Source organism: Dyadobacter sediminis (assembly GCF_005860765.1).
Taxonomy (GTDB): domain Bacteria; phylum Bacteroidota; class Bacteroidia; order Cytophagales; family Spirosomataceae; genus Dyadobacter; species Dyadobacter sediminis.
The window spans coordinates 796,038-817,074 of sequence record NZ_VCEI01000021.1 but is presented as its reverse complement, the minus strand read 5'-3'; the positions used below and the strand labels follow the sequence as shown (position 1 = coordinate 817,074).

Below are 21,037 nucleotides of genomic sequence, written 5' to 3'. Positions count from 1 at the left end.
GTCAAACTTTGATCATATTTGGATCAAATGAACATTATACAGATTTATCTGGTAGAAAAACTTCATACACCATGTATATAAAACACCCATAAACACTGCTTATGGGTAAAAACTTTAAATCCATTTGTTGCTATTAAAACCGGTTCTATGAAAATTACTTTGGTTGACGAACTGCCGATACTGACAAGTGCTTTACAAAATCTGTTTCTCCAGCTTCCCCATGTACAATACGTTGACATATTCGAGGACGGCAAGGAATTTCTGGCTAGAAAGAAAAACCATCCACCGGATATTCTGATCCTTGATCTGCTGATTAACGGAAAGACGGGAATCCAACTGGTGGAAATATGCCGGAACACATTCCCGAAGGAAATGAAAATAATAGTCCTTTCAACAATGACCGATTTCCAGACCATCAAACATGCGCTGAAAAAAGGGGCGAACGGCTATATGTCAAAGTGTACGTCCTTCGAGGAATTACAGGAGTGCATTGCGGATGTATGTGACGGCAAACAATACATTGGCCGGGAAATAAGGGATTATCTGATTAACAATATATTTACCGAAGATCAGATTGTAATGCACCTTTCGCCGCGTGAAAAGGAAGTGCTTCAGAAAGTATGCAGCGGACAGACCATCAAGGAAATTGCCCAAGACCTGAAACTGAGCGTACATACGATTCATTATTATCACCGTTGCGTCATGGACAAGATGAAAGTAAAACGGACAGCGGATCTGATTGTGTTTGCGATCCAGAACAAACTTTATATTCCATAGCAGGTTCGTTCATACTTCCATGCAAACGGTATAAAATTGGTGTACGAAATTACCGGACACAAACCGGTACAAAACATGCACTACCCTAAAAGAGCAATCTGGCACGATAAATGCAACAAACCTGAATGAACCTTAATTTTATAAAATCATTCAATGGACAATTTAGATCAGGTTATTTTGCATGCAGCACGTCTTGGAAACACGGAAGTTCTTGAAGAACTGATTAACCGTCAGGTAAATGTAAATACACAGGATGATAAAGGATACACGCCACTGATCATTGCATGCTACAATAATCAATATAATGCCGCCAAATTGTTGCTGGAAGCAAATGCAGATGTAAATGCCAGTGACTTCGGCGGAAATACGGCATTAATGGGTGTCTCCTTCAAAGGCTATTCTGACATTGCGGAATTGCTGATCAGTTATGGCGCAGATCTGAACAAGCAGCATGGAAACGGCGGCACTGCATTGATGTTTGCCACTATGTTCGGGCGAAATGAACTGGTCAGAATTCTACTGAAACACGGTGCAGACCGAAACCTTGTCGATGTCAGAGGCCTTTCTGTTTTCGACCTTGCCGTACAGCAAGGCAATGAAGAAGCATTGATTATTCTGGAAGAGCAGTAATGCCTTTTTTGTATAAGGAAAACAATCAGGCTGAGCAAACCCGATTTAAAATGATCAAAGCGCATTACTGATATTTTGATCGGATTCCGGTTTTACTCAGCCTGTGGGAAAATTATCTTATAAACAGTTTTTTCAATTCATTCCAGGGACCAAACAATTCAGACCTCTTCCGAAGCTTTATAGTTTACGCAGTTTTCTGCAATTTCGGTTAGTATGAAGTCGGCATCTTTTTCTTCGCTCAGAGTCTGGGCAAATACTTCTGCTATATCATTCAAACCGAGCGTTCTGGCAAGCTGAGTCAGACCGCCGTATGTTGCAATTTCATAATGTTTGATTTTCTGCGCAGCAAGAATAATTCCTGCATCCCTGGTTGCAGTTCCGGCTTCCGTTCTTTCCACAATATGCCCGCCTTCTTTGGTAAGGCCCTCCATAGCATCGCATTTTCGTGCTACTGCTTTTTCATTCAAAGTATCAAAAACCTGTTCAATCCTCTGGACATGCTTTACCGTAAGGTCAAGATGCTTCTGCAATGCGCTGGTCAAGTCTTTCAAAGTGGCGGAAGCTATCATTTCAGGGAGCGTTTTTTGCAAATGGTTTTCTGCCCAGTATGTATCCCGGATCAAGTCCAAAAACAATTCATGCAATGCAGGCTCTGCTTTCACCTTTTTTTTTGTCTTGATTTCTGATTCTTCCCGGAACTCATTTTTCATAAATTGATCTGGAATTAGATAACAGTCCTGAAACCGGACGGCGCTATTATTTATTCGGAACAGTTGACTCTGCCGTTCCTTTGTTTTTCCTGTTTTTACCCTTTTTCGAATCTTTGTTCATCGTTCCGTTTGTTGCTTCATTCAGAGACGAACTTTCAGGTGCCTGCGTCGTACTTGCCGCTGTTCCCGTAGCTTGTGGCCAGGCCGAAGTTCCCTGTGCGCTGTTTCCTTGTGTTTGTACGGAATCTCCTTTGGCAGTTCCATGAGACTGATGCGTGTTTCCTATGGCATTGCCGTCGTCTCCGGACATGGTGCTTGCAGCTGTGCCCGTAGCCTGCGGCCAGGCCGAAGTTCCCTGTGAACTGTTTCCTTGCGTCTGTGTGGAATCCTTGCCCGTACGTTTTGTACCTCCGGCGTTGTTATTGGTAGTTTGTGCCATTGCTGTTCCGCCGGCGATCAGCGTAAACATGACAATGCTGGTGATGAATCTTTTCATGATATTGATTTTAAGCTCGTTTTATATTGTAGAATGAGCTAATCAATTATCGTTCCAGAAACCAGAAATATATTCAGCCACGTTCAGGAACAAACTACTTCCCCGCACATTCCGGCCTTGCTGCTGAAAAGGCTGGTTAACTATTTGGTACAGTTTTAATGCTCCTTGTAGAAATCAGAAAACACAACACGAACGGATATGAGTGAGATCAAAGATTATAAAGCGTGGCTTTCCAATGTAGACCTGGAAGGTCATGAAGAAGTATACCAGCTTTACAGTTCAATAACCAACTTTGAAGGTTCCGGTATTTTTTATACGGATAAGAAGGTCAAGAATGACGGGTATGAGTACCGCGTCAAGGCAGATGGCAATGAAGATGTATTGTTCCTGGAATCCGATGAGGCAAAACATGAGTTTTTACAATATCTGGCCAGTGAATATACGGATTCCGATGAAAGTAATATACAGAAGTGGTATGAGCTTAAATCCGAGATCGGTAAAGTAGACTAGTCAGTCCGGATGCATTTACCGGATGTAAAGCAAATACCGCGTTTCCAGCGTTTCATTTCTTTTCTTATCGTTAAGAAAGTTCGGTTTTAGCTTGGTAATACGGTAATATGCCGGTTTTCCTAAAATGTCTGCTTTCACACCCGACCGGATCAGACTGTCACCCAGTGCGGCAGACGTAAATAGATAAGCAGGTTTTTTATCCAGAAAATGCTGCAGACGTGCATGGTCTGGAAGCAATGTTACATCACCCGGCGAGTAGAACTCGAAAGTATACGAAAAAGCACCATAAGCCCCAACAGGAACATGCCTGTCACGAACCGGAATCAGTCCGGCTGCCTTGCGGCCGGACTGATATTCCAGCAAAAAAGGATAAAAAAAGAAAAAAAGAAATACATACATCATGGCGGCTGCAGCATAGCCTTTAAACAAAAAAGACAAAAGCCGTTTTTTGAATTTGATTACGCTTCCAGCCAGCACCAGCAGCAAAGTTATCGTTGCTGCTGTAATCGTATGTCCGATCCCCGTTATATAAAGAAGCCACAAGATGATTGCACCCAATAATAAAACCAGTACAGTCTGGATTTTCACCAGATGCTTCAATACGGAATTTTCAGCTTGCTGATCAATAAAATAGGCCGTAATGATGGCCAGATAAGGAAAAATGATGACGATGTAATGCGGAAGCTGGAATTTGGAAAGCGAAAATAATACGAAAGTTACCAGTGCACTGCCGTAAATGATCCAACGGGCAGGATCACGGTTTTTGTCATAGCCGATCAGATAAGCGATTCCGGCTACAAGCCCTGCCGACCAGGGAAGGAATGCCCATAAAGTCGTATGCAGGAAAAACAGTTTGTTGCCGCTTCCTTTGATTGGCCCGGTATTGAAAAACCTTCCGAACTGGCTGTCCCAGAAAAAAAACCGGATCCCGGAAACATTTGTCCTTCCAAAAACAACCTTTTCAGGATGCATATCAAATTGTACATACAAGCTGTATAGCTCAGGAATGATGAAAACCAGACAAAGTACGGCCATGATCCACCATTTGTAATTCACAAACTGTTTCCATTGCCTTGTCATTATCCAGAAAATAACCCAGCCTCCGCCTATGGTTGCCAGCACAAAAATTCCTTTTGTCATCATGGCGCAAGCCGCAAAAAATGCTGCAGCCACCACATGCCAAAAATTTCCGTTCCGGTAAGCAACCAGCATATGCCACACGGAAGCAATAATGCATGTCGTAAGATAAGGTTCCGCGCGCACGTCGAAATTGGCAAGTGTGCTGTGCAGGGCGACGGTATACAACAGTACGGAAATCCGGGCTACCGAGTCGTCAAAGAGATCTCTGGCTGTAACATACGTATACCATAAACCTCCAAGCCAGAACAGAAATGCCGGTAATTTGTACGCAAAGCCGTTAATTCCCAATAGTTTATAACTGAAAGCCGCCATCCAGAAAGGGAAATGGGGTTTGTCCAGCCAGTCATGCCCGTCACCGAAGAGGTTAATCCAGTCGTGATGCAGTACGATGTGCTTGGCAATGGTTGCGTACAGTGCGCCGTCGGGTTCCATAATATCCAGAAACAATCCCGGAATGTTCAGCAGAATGCCAAGTGCAAGCAGCCATGAAAAATTACGTTTTAATACAATGTCTGCCTCACGCATTTGATTCTTATTCAATTAGTAAGCCATTTTCCCGGTCAGAGCATATTTCAGATCTTTAAACAGGAAGTGACGGTATGCTCAAAAATAGGGTTCTTTGACGGTTTTTCCTGAAAAAAAATCGGAGCAATGTAACTTATGGCCAAACAAAGGCCATTTTCAGGATCGGGCAAATGATTCCTTTTTTCACTTGCATCCGGCCGTACTTTCCAAAGCGGAATGATGTAGCTGTAAAAATCGTCCGGAATAAATCGTTTGGTAAGACTGTCCAGGTCGGACAAAGGTCTGTTTTCCCCTATTTTTTATTGTCAAAAAACGCTTTTACCGGTTCTGCACTGGTTATTTCGAGGCAACCCTGCAGTGTGAGGGGCTTTTGCTGATAACCGATAACCCGATCAAAGCTCAGTGCTTTTTCCTTTTCCGAAAGCTCTGTAGCCGAACTGACCATTACAATCCACAGCCGCTGAAGATACGGACGCTCCTGAATGGCATTCAGAAAATCCCAGCCGTTCATAACGGGCATATTGATATCCAGTAAAATGAGAAATACGGTATTTTCCGGTTCGTACGAATCCAGATAGCTCAGTGCTTCTTTTCCGTTATGAAAAAGGACAGTATCGTGCAGCACACCTGTTTTCCTTAAAAACATCTCGTTCAGAAACAGCATGATCTTGTCATCATCAACCAAAATTATCTTTAACTCCTTTTCCTCCATTGCTGCTTTGTAGTTTATCTGCCTTTTGCGTAATGTCCTTGATCACTACATCCAGTTCCTGCGCCGATTCAAGTATATGATTCAGAATATCCTTTTGGCTAACATCTCCACATGCTCCTGTTTTCAGCAATTCCACCAGTCCCATCAATCGGGCAAGCGGCGCCCTTACAATATGGGACTGCGTCCAGGCAATTTCTTTCAGCTTTTCATTCTGAAGCCGGATCTGCAGCAGGTTCTGCCTGTAATCTGTAATGTCCCTCAGCGACCCCACCGCACGTATGGCAAGTCCCTGCCGGTTGCGCAGGAATATAATACGGTGTTCCACCAGCGCCAGTTCTCCGCTGGCCTTCCGGAAACGAAATTCCGAAACCAGCATTTCCGTACCGGGATTAGCTGCGGCGGTCTTCAGTTCTGCCAAAAACCGTTCCTTGTCATCCGTATAAATATAGTCATACCCTGACTTATTACTGTATACAGTCAGGTCAAAACCAAAAATATCCTGAAAACCCGGCCCCCATTCCACTTTGCCTGTCTCCATATCCCAGTCGTAAATGGCCTCGTTTGCAGCTTTCTGGATCAGTTTATACCTTTCGTTACTTAAAACCAGATCGTTGGATTTGAGAATAGTATCTGTAATATCCCGTGAATTGGTGACAAACCCGTTAATGGCCGGATCGTACGACAGATTTGTTATTGTTGTAACGATCCACCGGTAATTTCCGGTAGCATCCTGAAACCGGTAAGGATTCGTTTTGGTCCGTTTCTGCTGCCTGACTTTCAGAAACAATCCGGCAAGCCTGCTTTTATCTTCGGGATGAATGTACTGGAAGGCATCTTTGCCAATCAGTTCATCGGGATGCAATCCCAGAACATGATAATAACTTTCACCGGCAAACTTGTATCGTCCGTTGCTATCGAGAATGGAAATGAGGTCGGCACCTTCCTGAACAAGCGCCTTGAAACGCCTTTCACTCTGGATCAGCTGTTTCTTTTTTTCCATTTGATCGGTAATATCCTTTACACAGTAAAGGTGTACGCCTGTCACAATATTACGTGTTGCATTCAGGTTTCCCAAAATAGGAGTCCCATCCTTACGCATCAGCTTCACGATCTGATTGGAGATGTTTTCTTGCAAAAGCCTTTTCCCGCTTTCTTCCGGTTCCTGCTCATTTCTGAAAAGATAAAATAAAGTCAGATTATTCAGTTCGCTTTTGGCATAACCAAACATTTTTACCGCCGCTTCGTTTATATCCAGACAATTACCCTGATCGTCTCCGAGGAGAATTGCATCGCTGGTATGATCAAACACAGCCTTGAACTTTTTATCTGCCTTGCGCTTTTCAGTAATATCCTGAATAATTCCTTTGATCCCGACTACCTCGTTTCCGGCATCTGTCAAAAGCTCTATCCGCTGAAAAACCCACTTTACTTCTCCTTTTTCTGTTATTATCCTGTGTTCAAAATCATTGTATCCGCCTTTTTCCAGCGATGTGAAAGTTTCTTCACAAAGCAAATAGCGGTCATCCGGATGAAAACAACTGATCAGATTCTCAAAAGTGGGCACAAAAGTCTGCGGATTTCTTCCGTAGATTTCAAACATTTCCACAGACCAGTAGGAAATATCTTCTTCCAGCCGCCGGGTCCAGTATCCGAGCTTTGCTATTTTCTGCGCATCAATCAGCTTTTCACTCCATACCGACTTTTCTTTTTCCGCTGCAACTTTGGCTGTAATATCCAATGGTAAAATCAATTCCGCTTTTCTGCCATTGATATTGAATAATCTGCTTTGTATTTCTACATCAATCAGCTCACCGTTCTTTTTACGATGCTTCCATATGCCTCTGGAAAAAAAATTCTCCCCTTTTCTTAGCTTGCTTACTTCTTTTACCAGATCCGGAATATCGTTTACCGGCCGGATATCCTTTATTGTAAGTTCCAGAAACTCACTTCGGCTGTAACCATAATTTTTGATTGCTGCCTGATTTACCTCAAGAATCCGGTAGGTCCGCAGGTCGTAAACCCACATGGGCTGTGGATTGAGGTCAAACATATCCTGGTAAATGGTTGCCGGAATAGCCGGCATACGGACTGCTGCTAAATCGTTATTCTCTTGAACCATTGGTATGAACTTGTTTCAGGAGTTTATTTTCCTGAACCATTCGAAGGTGACACCCTGTTTTATCTAAACTCAGTTTGCTGCAATCTAGAATAAATTTTTAAGATATTGTAGAACAATTATTACTATTTAATCGACGTTTTGCAAATTGCAGTTTGCGCTGTTTAACATTTCAATCAAGTACCTCATTTAGAAAAACTTAAAGTATAATTTCCTTCAAACTATTTTGTAGCCGCTTGTATCATCCAAGGTAACATAACAGATTGATGTGACAGATTTTATGGATGGCAACAAACAAAGGGCAACCGGCTGTTGCCGGTTGCCCTTTCTACCAAAATTACTTCAATAAAATAATTTGTTACTGCGGCTTAGTCGTGACCTTCCAGTTTGACAAGCTTGTTATAAAGACCCAAAAGAAGGAATGGAGCTGCCCATTGTCCTACGAATAAAGCCGTGTGTTTGTGATCCGTCAGTTTAAGTGCCAGCGACACTCCCATGGATCCCAGTGCTGCCCACAAGAAAATATCAGAAGGTAATTTGGCAGTCTGTTCTTCTATTGCTGTCGCTACTTTTCCCTCTTTGTGCTCGGGATTGAAATCATTTTCCATACCTAACATTGGTTTTTAAGTTCAATATTTATTTCAAATTGGAGTATTAACAAAAACCATTCCTTCAAAAATCACACTTCAATATTGTTTGGCATATTTTTTATTACGCAAACATGGTTCGGCCGTAAAATATGGCAAGGTCTCGTTTCAATCAACTTGGGTTATAACCTTTAATCATCTCAAACCATGAAAATTATAAGTACAAAAGCACATGCAGTACTCGATTATCTGAGCGGCATTTTTTTTATCGCTTCTCCGTGGATCTTTGGCTTCAACGATGTTCCCACAGCAACCTGGATTCCTATTCTGATCGGTGCAACGACACTTGTCATGTCCCTGTTTACAGACTATGAAGGCGGTATTGTACGCAGTATCCACATGTCCGTGCACTTGATCGTGGATGTTGTTTCCGGCATTTTACTGGTTGCTTCTCCATGGCTTTTCGGCTTTGCAGATGAAGTTTATCTGCCGCATGTAATCCTCGGGATTTTTGCCATCGGAGCCGGCTCACTTACCAGCAGCAATGCTCCTCACCACAGTCCCAATACCATTAACTGATTTCCGGGTTCTTTACCTTTTGGCATCAGGAATTGAAAAAAATTGAAATTCATCAACAACCAAAACCAATCTTAATGAAAAAGCAACATCTTTTATTTCTGTTCATGTCCGTATTGATGCTCACAACAGTAGCCTGTAATGATGATGACGATGATGACAACAATACCGTTGCACAGGTTGACAGACAATTTGTACTCTCGGCAGCAGACGGCAATCTGTTTGAAATAAATTCAGGACAAGTGGCGTCGAGCAAAGGAACTATGGCAAATGTTAAAAGTTATGGTCAAATGATGGTTACCGACCATACGGCGGCAAGTCAGGAACTGATGTCACTCGCGAACAAGAAAAATGTAGAAATCCCGACAACACTTTCCGATGCCAAGCAGGATAAGCTGGACAGTCTTGCAGCCGTTTCGGGAGCTGCATTTGATTCCATATATGTCAACATGATGGTTGTTTCACACATGGAAACGGTTAATCTGTTTGAAAAAGAATCCACCGGCGGCGCCGACAGTGAACTCAAATCATGGGCAGCCTCCAAACTGCCGGCATTGAGACATCATCTGGAAATGGCCGAAGCTATGAAAGATTCACTGGCGAAATAATCAAGATTTCAGTAGCTTTAAACCATCAAAAAAGGATGACGGCATATGTTCGCTGTCATCCTTTTTTGTGTCTTATTCTTAATGTGCAATGTGAAAAGTACGTTTTCAGGTCGTTAATGATGACCTTCTACTTTTTTATTGCTCCATTGCAGTTGTCTTACTTCTCCTTTTTCCCAGGCGTTTGCCAGAGGATCAATGGACGGTGATGGAATGTCCTTTCTGTTTTCCCGCTTCTTGCTTGTTGAAACCCCGAAGTTCTTATCCCGTTCTGATACCATTGCGGTATCAAGCTGGCCATCTTGAGTAAAGCCCATCATCAGCATCGGAGCACCCAGAGGAAGCTGAAGATCGCGGTCGGTGTGCCAGGTGTGAATTGTTTTCCCGTATGTGGAAACCAGCTTCTCCATGAGTTCGTGTTCAACGGCCTCAGGTATGCCGGGTGCAATCAACTCACCGGATTTTACTTCATAAACATGGCTGTGCCAGAGTTTTTTCTCCTCCGCCGGCAGCTTTGCAAACAGCTTTGCAGAAACAATGTATTCAATGCCCATGATTTTGGCATTTTCATCATTTCCGTCAAAAATGATGGCCTGATGCACATCTTCGTTCAGCTGTGTCACATAATGATGCGCTTCCATCTGGCCTTTCATATCACCGTTGTAAAAGTGAAAACCGTCCAGGTATGTGTTCAGTTTTTTCAAAGGCGTTTTATCCTGGATGAGGTCGGCGCCGGCTCCGAGCACTTTGGTTTTTGCCGTCTTTTCTTCACCGGGTGCCTTTACATTGGAATCGGTATTTTCACCGCCGCAGCCCGACAGCACAAGGAACATAAGGAAAGTGGCAGGCAAGTTGATTTTTTTCATAATAAAAGGAGAAAATGGTTGAAACTGAAGGTGCATTTGGACTAAAAATTATGCCTGCGGCTGAACAAGTTCCAGTTGTAAGACATTCCGGAACTGACAATCAGTTGCATACAACCTCCGGCTTTGCGAATTGAAATCTACAAATTGAGTAATTCCACATGCCAAACCAGGCGAATACATCTTGGAACCATTTTTGAAACCATATTATCACTTTAGTTAGTGTGAACTGACCCAAGGACAATTCATCATCATAAATACTGCAGTAACATGATCAATCAGAACGAAAATGGCGAGATCCCGGATTCCGACAGCCGGACAGAGCATTTCAGCGATATTACAGAACAGGAATCCATGGTTATTCCGGTAATAGAAGAGTTATTGCAGATAGATAAAAAAGTAATCGAAACAGGCCGGGTCCAGATCGAGAAAAAAGTGACGGAAAAGGACGTCATGCTGGAACTTCCCCTGATTCAGGAAAGAATAAATATAGAGAAGAAAGAAGTAAATCAGTTTGTGGAAATGGCACCCCCGCCGGTCAGATATGAAGGCGACACCATGATCCTTTCCGTAGTGAGAGAAGAAGCGGTGATTGTAAAAAAGCTGTTTCTGGTCGAGGAGCTACATGTTACAAGATATAAAACAGAAACACAGATGATTTCAAAGGAAACATTGAGAAAAGAAGAACTGATCATCAACCGGTCAGACAGTGCGGAAGAGTAATTTTCAATAGAATAAACTATATTAACTATTTAACGATCAGAGTTATGTCACAGACAGTCATAGGAATTTTCGAGAACAGTACCGAGGCTTATCAGGCCAAACAAACCTTATTAAACCGCGGGTTCAGTCCGGATGATATTGATATCAATCATAACGTAGATACTGAAGACAACCGCAGTACAGATGGACAGGTTACTGATACAACTGACCGTATCGGAGACTTTTTTTCACGCCTTTTTGATACGAATGATGAAACGGACCGTTACACCAAGGCCGGTCGTACGGGTACCATCATGACAGTGCATACCAATAACATGCAGCAGGCGCTGGATGCCTCCAACATTCTGGATGATTACGGCGCAGTGGATGTAAACGAATTTGAATCCAAAATTTCCGGAACAACAGCTTACGACAGCAGCATTACAGCAGATTATAACAACACTTTGCCGGCTGATGTAGAAGTAAACACACGCAATGCAGCCCTGATGTCCGACGTTGCCGATTTGAGTACAAGTTCGGATGCGGTCATTTCCGGTGATGAAGATCTGAACACGGAATCCATTCCGGTAATCAGAGAAACAATCCATATCGGCAAACGCAGTGTCGCTACCGGCGGCGTAAGGTTCAGAAGCAGGATTATCGAGCGTCCGGTGGAAGAAACTATTCGCTTAAGGCAGGAACGCGTTGAAGTGGACCGCACGCCTGTAAACCGGGTAGCAACAGAAGCTGATTTCGCTAATTTCCAGGAAGGAACAATTGAAGTAACGGAAAGTGCCGAAATCCCGGTTGTAAGCAAAGAAGCAAGGGTTGTTGAAGAAGTAAATGTAAATCTCAACACACAGGAAAAAGAAGAAGTAATTCGCGATACTGTCCGCCATACAGAAGTAACGACTGAGGATCTGACTGAAACGGATCGCCGTAGTTCAGGCAACATGTAATTTTGTCAACCTGCTGTTTTAACTTGAAAAACCCGGACGCCGCAGCAAGGCGGCATCCGGGTTTTCATTTATATCGTTCAGTCCAAATGTGCATAACCGTCATTTCCAAGTATATCCTGGCCATGAAATTGCTTGAATTCACTGATAATGGCATTTCTGTCGGCTATATTTCTGGGATCGACGCTGATGATAATGCCGCCTTCTTTTACTCCGTCTTCATACGAGCCTGTATTTTCCTTTTCAACTTTTGAACAGATGATATTACCGATTGCTCGGCCGGTTATTGCTCCCGCTGCTGCACCCGTCAGTCCGGCTATCCACCACGGGCAGGCAATTCTTAACCGGGGAATGGAACCCAGAGTTAGTGCATAAAGTATTCCGGTGATGGCGCCGGCAGTTCCTCCAAGCATGGTACCCAGACTGATTTTAGGTTGTTCGGCCAGCTTGGCCTCCGGTTCCGAATGGTAACCAGACTGGTTGAAATGCTTGTTCAGCGTTTCATCCGACATCAGCAGGGAAATTTCATCGCGTGAATATCCCCTTTTCATCAGTGCATGGTATGCTTTGTCTGCATTTTCCGTTTCTAGAAATACAGCAGATACGGTGCCGTGTGAATCATACGCGTAAGTAGAAGAATCCATTCTGTTTCAGTTTAGCTTGTAGCATGGCAATTGGCCCGGCTACTAAAATTATGATGCCACCAATGGTTTGTTTCAGAACCAGAATCCAAGCTGAAAAGCTATGCGCGGCTTCTCTTCATTCTTTTCTTTCGGGATAAATGCGCCTACCGAAAGTGTCAGAATATCGACCGGTGCAAGCCATATGCCGCCTCCGTAATTATAATGCCAGTTTTTGGAAGGATCATCTTGCAGCCATACGCGGCCGTAATCAAAACTTCCGAAAATGCCGTACGTCAGCGGAAGTGTCGGATTGTAACTGCTGCCAATTTTTACCCGCAGATCGGTATCATGCCAAACGGTGCTTCTGCCGTAAAAACGTTCGGTACGATAGCCCCGCAAACCTTGTCTGCCCCCAATAACAGGCATTTGAAAGAATGCATAGCCTTCTCCGAAATTAACTCCCGTTCCGATTTGTGTAGCCAGAACAATATTTTCCTTTGGATCAAGGCTGTTGTAAAATGCCAGCTGTGCGCGTAAAGCCCCGAAGTTTTTACGGGTTCTCAGATCATTCGTCCAGTTCATACCGGCATGAAAACGGATTCCGGTATGCGGCGCAAAAATGTTGTCCACGCTGCTGAAATCTGCTAGAAACCGGGCTCCGCTGTAATATTTCGTTTCAAAAATCCGGTTGTCTAATCCATTTTCATTGCTGGTTATAAACCGGTTTGCTGTCGCCTGAATATCCGAAAGTTCAAAGTAAGGCCCGAGCGCGATAAATCCGCTGTTTCCTGCAAACCGTTTTTTCAATGCGGGATAAACGTGAAATGCTGTCTGGCGGACGCGGTAATAATCGGCATTGTCAAACACCCGCACCGAATTGTTTCCCAAGCCGGCGAAGTTGAAAGCGTAAGTCGGGCCGCGGTAGTAAGTGTCCAGGTAAAAATCAAAAATCCGCAAGGCATTGATGAAATCGCCGGTGTAATTCAGTTTGAACCCTTTTGTTCCGAATGCATAGCTGCCGCCGAAATTTTGCACCGAAGCATAAGGTTCTTTTTCAAACCCGTACTTTGTCCTGCTTACATTCGCTCCGATCAGCAGTCCGTCGTCAGGATTGACACCGAGAACGGGAAAGGGAATCGCAATGTCATAGTTACTGTCTGCACTTCTGCGGTCGTACACATTGTATCTGTAAAGATTGCTGCGTTTGTCTGCCGTAACGTCGCCTGCATGCACTTCATTATTACCTTTGTCGTCGTAAATAAACGTTTTTTTGCCGCCGGAACTTACGCGTGCACTGTCTGTAAAAAGGTCTTTTCCCTGGCCGCCGATCAACCGTAATCTGATTCCTTTTTTCACATCGCCTTTTACAATGAACTCGTCATTGTCGCCGTTTCCATAAATGTTAATGGTTTTTGTAATGCTGTTTTCAAATATCCGCTGGAAATTACGCTGTCCGATCTGTTTGTTTTTCCCGATTTCAGATACGGTTACGCTTGTCCGGTTATTGTCCATTCTTTCGATTACAAAACGTTCCTTTTCCTCCGTTCCGATGACATTAACGGATTCACTTACAAATTCATAATGCGTTCTTGCAATCTGAAGCAGATGATCACGACGTGATTTTATACTGTTTATCAAAGCGGGTGCAGCCAGTTCCCTGGCTTTACCGGGCCATTCGGCAAAAGAGCTTTCAATGACTTCATCCGTCAGGTTTTTCTGAATAAATTTTACTTCATTTTCCCATTGTTCCCAGCTCAGGCTGTTCAGGAAAGTCCGGTCAAACAAACGTGCGCTCCATGTTGTCCATTTCATGCTTTGTATTTCAGGACTGAAACTTTGAAGCTGCCTTAAGAACGGCAAGGTCAGCCTTGCAACACCCGTAATGGCACCGTCGTAAAGGGAGAAAGCCTGATCTCTGTCGCGCGGGATGGGCCGGTACAATGTCGATCCGTCTTTCTGTTTTGATGCCGACCATGCCCATTGATCGTCATGCCGGTCCCAGTCACCGATCAGAAAGTCAAAAAGGCGCGTTCGTACCGCCCATTGCTCGTCTACTTTGTGCTTGCTGTCGTCCAGCAGATTTTCGACCAGTTCCGGCGAACTGACGATTTTGTCGGGATTTCCGAAAAAGTCGGCTTGTTTCCATCGTTTGCCGTCCGGCCTTTCTTCCAGCAGATTCATGGTTCCGCCAAAAAGCGGATTGTACGTGGCAAGCGCAGGCTGCGCCGGAACATAATACAGTTTTGGGTTGGTATGATACACGTTTACCGCCTCTGCAAGTACAGGCATGGAAAGCGGCGCAAACGGATTGGTGGAAAGAAAGTTATCTTCAACAAGGTATTTGGCAGCAACCATCTGGTTAAACGGAAACGGAAGAAAACGGCTGACATCTTTGGTGAGTCCGCGCATGGCGTATTCCTTCCCGTCACTGCCGCGTAAACGCAGCGAATTGGTCTGGTTTCCCCCACCCTGTTTTACGGGTGTCAATCCGCCTTTGTAACGGTTCAAGTCCAGAACGGGAAACGGGTATTTTTGCAGATAAAGCGGACGATTATGCTTCCCGAACAAAAATTGATGAAACTTTCCGACCGGCTTTACTTGCATACTCGATACGAAACGGCTTACGCTGTCGGCATGCAGGTTATATTCTGTATAAGTAGCCGTTGAATCCCGAACAGAGGCTACTTGCCTTTCTTTGATTTTTTTCCGGAAAACAAGCTTTGCATTTTTGCCGTCCGGCTGCACTTCCCAGTAACTGACCCATGTTTCACCGCCTTCATAAAAGCTGAGCGTGGCATAACCAAGCGCCGAAGCTGAAAACAGCGAACCTTTTCCCAAACCCACCGGACTTGTCTTGGAGCCGCTTCCGCTGACGATGAATTCCTGTCCGTCATTTTCGATAAACTGCAGTGTATGCTCGTGGCCGCTCGCAAAAATGAATTCCCCGTTTTTCTTTGCTCCTGCCAGCAGCGCGGCCCGCAAATCTTTGTAATGCCTGTTGGCCATATCCTGCCTTGACCCGATCGTTGCACGGAACAATGCACTCAGGCTTCCGAGTCCGGGCAATGGAATGTACAGTTTAGGGTTGATTTCGGTAAGCGGAAAAATATGCTGCTTGATCGTGAAGCGTCCGCCGTGCGGGCCGTACGTATAAGGCGGATGATGCATGGCAATAACCACGTTTTTGTTGCGGTACTTGCGGACTGTATTTTCAAATATGAAGCGGAACTGTTCCCTGTTCCTGATTTCACAGCCGTCATTGATCCGGGAATCATGGTCCCAGTTGGTAAGCCACCACTGCGAATCCGCTACGATAACCACCACATTGTCGTTCAGTTCCACCACTTCGGGGCCGGAGCAGCCGTCGAGCGGCAGAAAGTAATCTTCCCAGTTGTCCTTGTCCTTTTTGCCACGACGTTCATTGATGTATTTCTGAACGTATTTTTCCTGTCTTTTCAACCCTTTTACACCCCAGCCACGCCAGTCGTGATTTCCCGGAATGAAAATGGGCCGGCCTTTAAAGTCATTCAATGTTTCCAGCTGGCTGTCGATACGGAATTCGGCCACTTTGCGGGCGGCAGAGTCTTCGGCAGGCGGCATGCCGTATTCGTAAATGTTATCGCCCAGGAAAATGGCCGAGCTGTTTGCAGGTTCCGTTGCCAGTTTATTTTTCAGGTATTCCAGTACCGGTGCCCTGCTTTCGGGTGAATCGTTGCCGGCGTCGCCGATCAGATACATCGTATGTTTCAGTTCCAGAGAAGAATCCGGCGCTTCTTTTTGCCAAATTTCACCTTCTCTGGAAAAACCGGTTTTGTAGCTGGCGCAGGAGAAAGTCCCGGCCACAATTACAAGAAAAATAACGGTTCGAAGAAGTAAACTCATAGGAGTATTGTGAGTATCATTGTCAGATTTACGGATTGCTGTCAGTGTGCAGCAGGCTTGAATTTCAGAATGTTGCCGTTTGACAAATCATCGCCTTCATTGGAAATATACAGGTTTCCGGCCTTGTCAAACGCAATGCCTTCTGGCTGTATAAACACATTGCCGTTCAGCGGAAAAGCATCTTTTACTTTCCAGTTTTTATCCGTGACGACAAGCAGTTTATTCACTGCCGACAAAATATACCAATCGCCGGTTTCAGGGTTCTTTGCTATTCCGGACGGACGAAAGCCCCTGGAAACCTTTCCGGTTATGGCTTTGATTTCATCCACCTGAATGGAAAATGTTTTTACGTTTGTGGAATCTTTAAACGGGTTAAAAATATATCCGGTTACGCTGTCTTTGGAATCATCCTGCGGGCATTTTTTACAAAGTATGTACAGATCGTCCGTGGCATTGTCGGCGTACATGCCTTCGTATTCTCCTTTGGGCAAAATCTTTTTCCATTCCCTGGTTTGTTCCGATTCTTCAAATACCGTTTCGGACAAAGGCAATGTGTACAAAAAGCCGTTGCTTTTCAGGATAACGGCCTGGTCTTTCAGAATGGCAACATCTTCGTAATCTCCTTTTCTGGCAAATCTGGTATGCAGCTGCCGGTTATTTTTCCAGCCCAGCCTGAACAGCTTCCCTTCTTCGTCCTGAACGGCATAAACCGTATCGCTGTTGCCATTCCGAAACGTGATGCCCGAAATCTCGAACAGACTTTCGGGCATGTTGAACTTTTCGGGATTGCCCATATCGAATTTCCCCAAGCTCATTTTTTTCTTTTGTACAGAATTGCAGCTGCTTACGCAAAAGCAGCATAAAGCCAGCCAGATAATCCTTCTATAATGTACTGCCATTTGATTTCAGTTTGTGGCGGACCAGCTTATTCCGTCAATGTTCAAACAGGGTGGAAGCAATTACAAATGCAATGACAGACCCAATTATACCGAACATGAAAACATTGTATGCAATCCGCAGCAAACGATACTTTCTGCCCAGCACCACGCCTTGTGAATACACATCTTTGGTAAGACTTCCGTATAAAAACTCCCTGTCCATCATCATGCGCTGCATGCCGCTGGAAAATTCCTGAAAAGGCATTCTGTAAAAGTTTCCGAAGAAAAGCAGATTCACACTTTTTGCTTCTATCTCTTCCTGCGTGAAAGTACCGTGCGGAATAGACGGCCGTGTAGCCAGTATGGAAAACACCATCGTGATCATGCAGATGGTGAGCAGCAGTGTCGTCGGGATGATCAGATACGTATTGTCTTCCAGCTTGCGGACGAGCACGCTGAGCAGTACGGAAATGATAATGGAAGTGGTCGTCACCATGATATGCGCTTTGTTATCGGCCATATCGCTCAGTCGCTGGTGGTTATTTGAACTGATCCGGAACATGGTTTCTATTCCCTTTTCAGGCCGGTCTCCTTTCGGCTTTTTGCTGTCACCGCCATCAGTAAATTGTTCAGGTAACTGTGTAGTCAGGAAATCCGGCTTTTCTGCTGCCGCAGGAATTTCTTCTTTATCCTTTTGTTTCAGTTTTTCCAGATTTTTATGTTTCTGCGCGTCCAGATTTTCTCGACAGAAATCCGTATGAAAACGGTGCGCTTCCAGCAGCCTGATTGTACTCCGGCGCCATTCCACCTTATCCATTTTCTTTCCGCTCCGTTGCTCTTCTTCTTTGCGTACGAGCTTGTTCCAGTCCGAAAATTCCGGCGTGCCAAAATGGTAAAGATCGGCATCGCAGACAATCTGCTGCAACAGGTTTACAGGCTTTTGCGGCCAGATCGTTGCCAGGATACAGCCTTCCACTGCTCTGACAATGCTTTCCTCCACTTCTTCTTTTACCAGATATTCCGCAGCCAGCTGTGCGCCTCTTCGCTCGTGCCCGGATGCCTCGCCGTTGCTGTAACCGGTATCATGAAACCATGCAGCGGTAGTTACAATGAACGTTTCCTTTTCATCCAGTCGGTAGTGACCGGCAATTTTGGCTGCACTGGAAACTACGGTTTCCGTATGCGCCAGGTTATGATAACTCAACTGCGATAAAGCTTTGGTCTCGAAGAAATGCCGGACATGGTGCCTGACTTTATCAATCTGATGGTTATAATTCATGGAACGGTCAGTTATATTGTAGACAATTTCAACTCCATTCATTCTCCAGGTTAACGCCGATCCGGAGTGCTCTCAAACCTGTGACGCCCTGCAGTTCTTCCAGCTCAAGATATTCAAGATCATCGCATAATGTATTTTTTTCCTGCAGATAACGGATGTAACCCGCATATTCTTCCGAGGATTTTTCATTGAAATACACCATTGCAATCTTGCCGGGCTGTGTAAGGCGTTCTCCTGTTCCTTTGACCCTGACTTTGTCAATCCGCTTTTTGATCACCTGATACCGGATGTTGTAGGCACCTTCCACGTCGAATCGGCGTTCATCGTCCCGGAAACTGATGTCTATGCTGCTTGAATGGATAAAAATCAACTGCGTGGTTTCAAGAGGTTTTTCCATTTTCGGGATCAGCAGACTGGTGATTTTGGTAATGGCTGCCATGGAAGTAAGCTGCCACAGCCGGATATTTTTCAGGTAAAGTTCGCTGAATTTCTGATCCGGCTTAATGGACTGGCCAATGTAAATATCGTATTCAATGCCGTCCGTCCTGAACTTTTCAAAATAACACGGGTAAGACTGCTGTATTTCGCTTTTAAAAAGATCAAGATAAAGGTTTACGGACGAATTGATCTGCTGCATGGACGTTTCCAGTGCCCTTCTGTTGGCAAATGCTGCGCCGTGCTGCTCGTCTGTGATTTCGAAGTAGCAGTCAATAATCTCTTTGATTTCTGATTTTTCCTTGTTGTGGCTTACACTTTCCCGGCTGTATTCGGCCATGCCGTTTTCCCTGAAATGCTGTAAAAACGGATGTGCTTCAAAATCCAGGAAATCACGCACTTTCATTTCATCACTGTCCGTTGTCTGATCATAAATTTCGGAAAACCACTTTTTACATTTATAAGTCATTTCATCGGCCAGCCCGAATCCCAGTTTTTGTTTTAATGCAGTAAAAGTTTCTGTCAATACGGTGAACTGAAGTTGTAAATCTTTTTTGAGTGCAAGGTTTCTTTCAACGGTTGAGTTGCGGATGTCAATAGCGCCGTAAAGCGGGTACACATTCTTGAAATGGATGTTTTCAATAACTGCATTTTGCGGATTGGCTGCTTTGTCTCTCAGAAAATGCCACGCCGTTTCCCTAAACCGCCACTGAACGGCCGGCTGTAAAGAAGTGAATTTTTCCCGGATTACATTTTCAATGTTTGCATTGAATTCATCAATGTAATTTTTCATGATCTGCGAAATCAGCGGCAGTGCAGAATCCAGCCGCGCCAGCACTTTTTCATCAATGCTGTTTTCCATGCGGGAATAAACTTCCAGTACGCCAATGGCCCTGTTATCATAATAAACCGGCAGCAATGCAAACGACTCGATTTGCTGATTTCTCAGCTTTTTGACGAGCTCCTTTTTATGTTCATTCTCCGTATCCAGATTTCGCATAAAAAATAGTTTCGGATCGCGGAAATACTCCGTTGCCATGGAAAGGTACATTTCCTCCGCCGAGCTGCTTTCTGTTGAAGTCTGCATCAGCTTGCTGTACAGCAGCGTATTGCGGTCAAAAACCAGCTTGTTGTTCACTTTCAGAACAGGCAGCATGCCGAAATCGATATGGGCATTTTCAACCAACATTTTCAGCGACTCATTGATATTCCTGAAGTAAGCAGCCGGCTCGTACGACTGTCTTTCCAGAATAGTGCTTTTAATGTGTTCCAGCGCATGCTCGCCCGTCACATCCGTCATGGTAACAATGGAAAATCCTTCGAACCGGAACAAATCGACTGGTAAAAGTCTGGTTATGACATCCAGATTAAACGATTCCATCAGATCCTGACGCATTTCCTTCAGGTTCAGCTCGGGCAGCGCTTCTTTCGGGTATACATCACAAAAACGGTTGTCAACGTTCAGGCGGTAAAATTTCTGCAGGCCGGAATGGTCATCTTTAAGCGTGATGATCATATCGCTGTGATGAATCGGCGGAAAATGGTAAAGTCTTTCCAGAATGAAGGTATAGAGCATCTGCATTTTATGCCGGTAAACGTCTCTGTTGTCATCAATCAGATCACATCGGAGATTGCCGGTATGGTTCTGGTCGGTTATCAGATTGTAAAATCCGGCCGTACCATAAAAAACCACCGGGCCAAGCGGCATGCTCAGTGCCCAGTAAACATTATTTTCATCGGCAACCGGAGGCACAAGCATGCCGTATACAAGACTTAACTGATCTTTATACGCAGCTACTTCTGTCAGCGGAATCTGCCTGTTAAACCCCGGCTCTGCCTTAAGCCGTTCCAGTACAAGTGAGAAAAAGGTTCTTTTTACAGTTTCTTCCTGATCAGCTTTGCTTTCAAGAAAAGAAATAAAGCTTCGGAATGAAACCGAGGAATCAATTTTCTGGAGCCCGTACGGTGTGTTTTGTGTCACATCAACAGTAATGAGTTCCATTTGGTAAAATATTAGGTACGATCTATTCCTCCG

The 21,037-nt window shown here is 44.5% G+C and carries 20 protein-coding genes; 7 read left to right on the top strand and 13 right to left on the bottom strand.

Going from position 1 to position 21,037, the window contains the following annotated elements:
* Nucleotides 1-147: 147 nt before the first annotated feature.
* The gene (locus tag FEM55_RS10695; protein WP_138281311.1) at nt 148-777 is read left to right on the top strand and encodes a response regulator; all 630 of its coding nucleotides are present in this window, start codon (nt 148-150) and stop codon (nt 775-777) included.
* A gap of 153 nt (nt 778-930) precedes the next feature.
* Nucleotides 931-1,407 carry an ankyrin repeat domain-containing protein gene (locus FEM55_RS10690; protein ID WP_138281310.1) on the top strand — a complete coding sequence of 159 codons (477 nt, stop codon included), beginning with the start codon at nt 931-933 and terminating at the stop codon, nt 1,405-1,407.
* Between the two features lie 158 nt (nt 1,408-1,565).
* Here the strand turns inward: FEM55_RS10690 and FEM55_RS10685 are convergent, their stop codons facing one another.
* Nucleotides 1,566-2,117 carry a ferritin-like domain-containing protein gene (locus FEM55_RS10685; protein ID WP_138281309.1) on the bottom strand — a complete coding sequence of 184 codons (552 nt, stop codon included), beginning with the start codon at nt 2,115-2,117 and terminating at the stop codon, nt 1,566-1,568.
* A gap of 46 nt (nt 2,118-2,163) precedes the next feature.
* Nucleotides 2,164-2,613, bottom strand: a complete 450-nt coding sequence (locus FEM55_RS10680) for a hypothetical protein (protein WP_138281308.1) — start codon at nt 2,611-2,613, stop codon at nt 2,164-2,166.
* 198 nt (nt 2,614-2,811) lie between these two features.
* Here FEM55_RS10680 and FEM55_RS10675 point away from each other — a divergent pair, with 198 nt between their 5' ends.
* Nucleotides 2,812-3,123: a hypothetical protein gene (locus FEM55_RS10675; protein WP_138281307.1), complete on the top strand. Its 312-nt coding sequence runs from the start codon at nt 2,812-2,814 to the stop codon at nt 3,121-3,123.
* A 15-nt stretch (nt 3,124-3,138) separates the two neighbouring features.
* Here FEM55_RS10675 and FEM55_RS10670 read toward each other — a convergent pair whose 3' ends face one another.
* From FEM55_RS10670 to FEM55_RS10650, 5 genes are all read right to left on the bottom strand, one after another.
* A complete protein-coding gene (locus FEM55_RS10670; protein WP_229209194.1) occupies nt 3,139-4,803 on the bottom strand; it encodes an ArnT family glycosyltransferase in 1,665 nt (554 codons plus the stop codon).
* A 32-nt stretch (nt 4,804-4,835) separates the two neighbouring features.
* On the bottom strand, nt 4,836-5,066 hold the full coding sequence (locus FEM55_RS10665) for a hypothetical protein (protein WP_138281306.1): 231 nt from the start codon (nt 5,064-5,066) through the stop codon (nt 4,836-4,838).
* Nucleotides 5,067-5,080: 14 nt separating this feature from the next.
* Nucleotides 5,081-5,500 (bottom strand): response regulator, encoded by a 420-nt coding sequence (locus tag FEM55_RS10660; RefSeq protein WP_138281305.1) that lies wholly within the window; start codon nt 5,498-5,500, stop codon nt 5,081-5,083.
* Nucleotides 5,466-7,619 carry a PAS domain-containing protein gene (locus FEM55_RS10655; RefSeq protein WP_138281304.1) on the bottom strand — a complete coding sequence of 718 codons (2,154 nt, stop codon included), beginning with the start codon at nt 7,617-7,619 and terminating at the stop codon, nt 5,466-5,468. Before FEM55_RS10655 ends, FEM55_RS10660 begins: the two co-directional genes overlap by 35 nt.
* 365 nt (nt 7,620-7,984) lie before the next feature.
* A complete protein-coding gene (locus tag FEM55_RS10650) occupies nt 7,985-8,224 on the bottom strand; it encodes a hypothetical protein (protein ID WP_138281303.1) in 240 nt (79 codons plus the stop codon).
* A gap of 186 nt (nt 8,225-8,410) precedes the next feature.
* Between FEM55_RS10650 and FEM55_RS10645 the strand changes: the two genes are divergently transcribed.
* Nucleotides 8,411-8,782 (top strand): SPW repeat protein, encoded by a 372-nt coding sequence (locus FEM55_RS10645; protein ID WP_138281302.1) that lies wholly within the window; start codon nt 8,411-8,413, stop codon nt 8,780-8,782.
* Nucleotides 8,783-8,856: 74 nt separating this feature from the next.
* The gene (locus tag FEM55_RS10640; RefSeq protein ID WP_138281301.1) at nt 8,857-9,387 is read left to right on the top strand and encodes a DUF4142 domain-containing protein; all 531 of its coding nucleotides are present in this window, start codon (nt 8,857-8,859) and stop codon (nt 9,385-9,387) included.
* 113 nt (nt 9,388-9,500) lie between these two features.
* On the opposite strand, the gene FEM55_RS10635 is transcribed toward FEM55_RS10640, so the two are convergent.
* Nucleotides 9,501-10,250 carry an OBAP family protein gene (locus FEM55_RS10635; protein WP_138281300.1) on the bottom strand — a complete coding sequence of 250 codons (750 nt, stop codon included), beginning with the start codon at nt 10,248-10,250 and terminating at the stop codon, nt 9,501-9,503.
* Nucleotides 10,251-10,517: 267 nt separating this feature from the next.
* On the opposite strand from FEM55_RS10635, the gene FEM55_RS10630 reads away from it, so the two are divergent.
* Both FEM55_RS10630 and FEM55_RS10625 read left to right on the top strand, forming a co-directional pair.
* Nucleotides 10,518-10,970: a YsnF/AvaK domain-containing protein gene (locus FEM55_RS10630; RefSeq protein ID WP_138281299.1), complete on the top strand. Its 453-nt coding sequence runs from the start codon at nt 10,518-10,520 to the stop codon at nt 10,968-10,970.
* A 44-nt stretch (nt 10,971-11,014) separates the two neighbouring features.
* The gene (locus FEM55_RS10625) at nt 11,015-11,908 is read left to right on the top strand and encodes a YsnF/AvaK domain-containing protein (protein ID WP_138281298.1); all 894 of its coding nucleotides are present in this window, start codon (nt 11,015-11,017) and stop codon (nt 11,906-11,908) included.
* A 77-nt stretch (nt 11,909-11,985) separates the two neighbouring features.
* Here the strand turns inward: FEM55_RS10625 and FEM55_RS10620 are convergent, their stop codons facing one another.
* The 5 genes from FEM55_RS10620 to FEM55_RS10600 form a co-directional block, all read right to left on the bottom strand.
* Nucleotides 11,986-12,549 (bottom strand): hypothetical protein, encoded by a 564-nt coding sequence (locus tag FEM55_RS10620; protein ID WP_138281297.1) that lies wholly within the window; start codon nt 12,547-12,549, stop codon nt 11,986-11,988.
* 72 nt (nt 12,550-12,621) lie between these two features.
* Complete coding sequence (locus FEM55_RS10615; protein WP_138281296.1) at nt 12,622-16,410, bottom strand: metallophosphoesterase; 3,789 nt, start codon at nt 16,408-16,410, stop codon at nt 12,622-12,624.
* 41 nt (nt 16,411-16,451) lie between these two features.
* Nucleotides 16,452-17,225: an SdiA-regulated domain-containing protein gene (locus FEM55_RS10610; RefSeq protein ID WP_229209193.1), complete on the bottom strand. Its 774-nt coding sequence runs from the start codon at nt 17,223-17,225 to the stop codon at nt 16,452-16,454.
* Nucleotides 17,226-17,343: 118 nt separating this feature from the next.
* On the bottom strand, nt 17,344-18,567 hold the full coding sequence (locus FEM55_RS10605; RefSeq protein ID WP_138281295.1) for a Pycsar system effector family protein: 1,224 nt from the start codon (nt 18,565-18,567) through the stop codon (nt 17,344-17,346).
* A gap of 28 nt (nt 18,568-18,595) precedes the next feature.
* A complete protein-coding gene (locus FEM55_RS10600; RefSeq protein WP_138281294.1) occupies nt 18,596-21,004 on the bottom strand; it encodes a GAF domain-containing protein in 2,409 nt (802 codons plus the stop codon).
* Nucleotides 21,005-21,037: the final 33 nt, after the last annotated feature.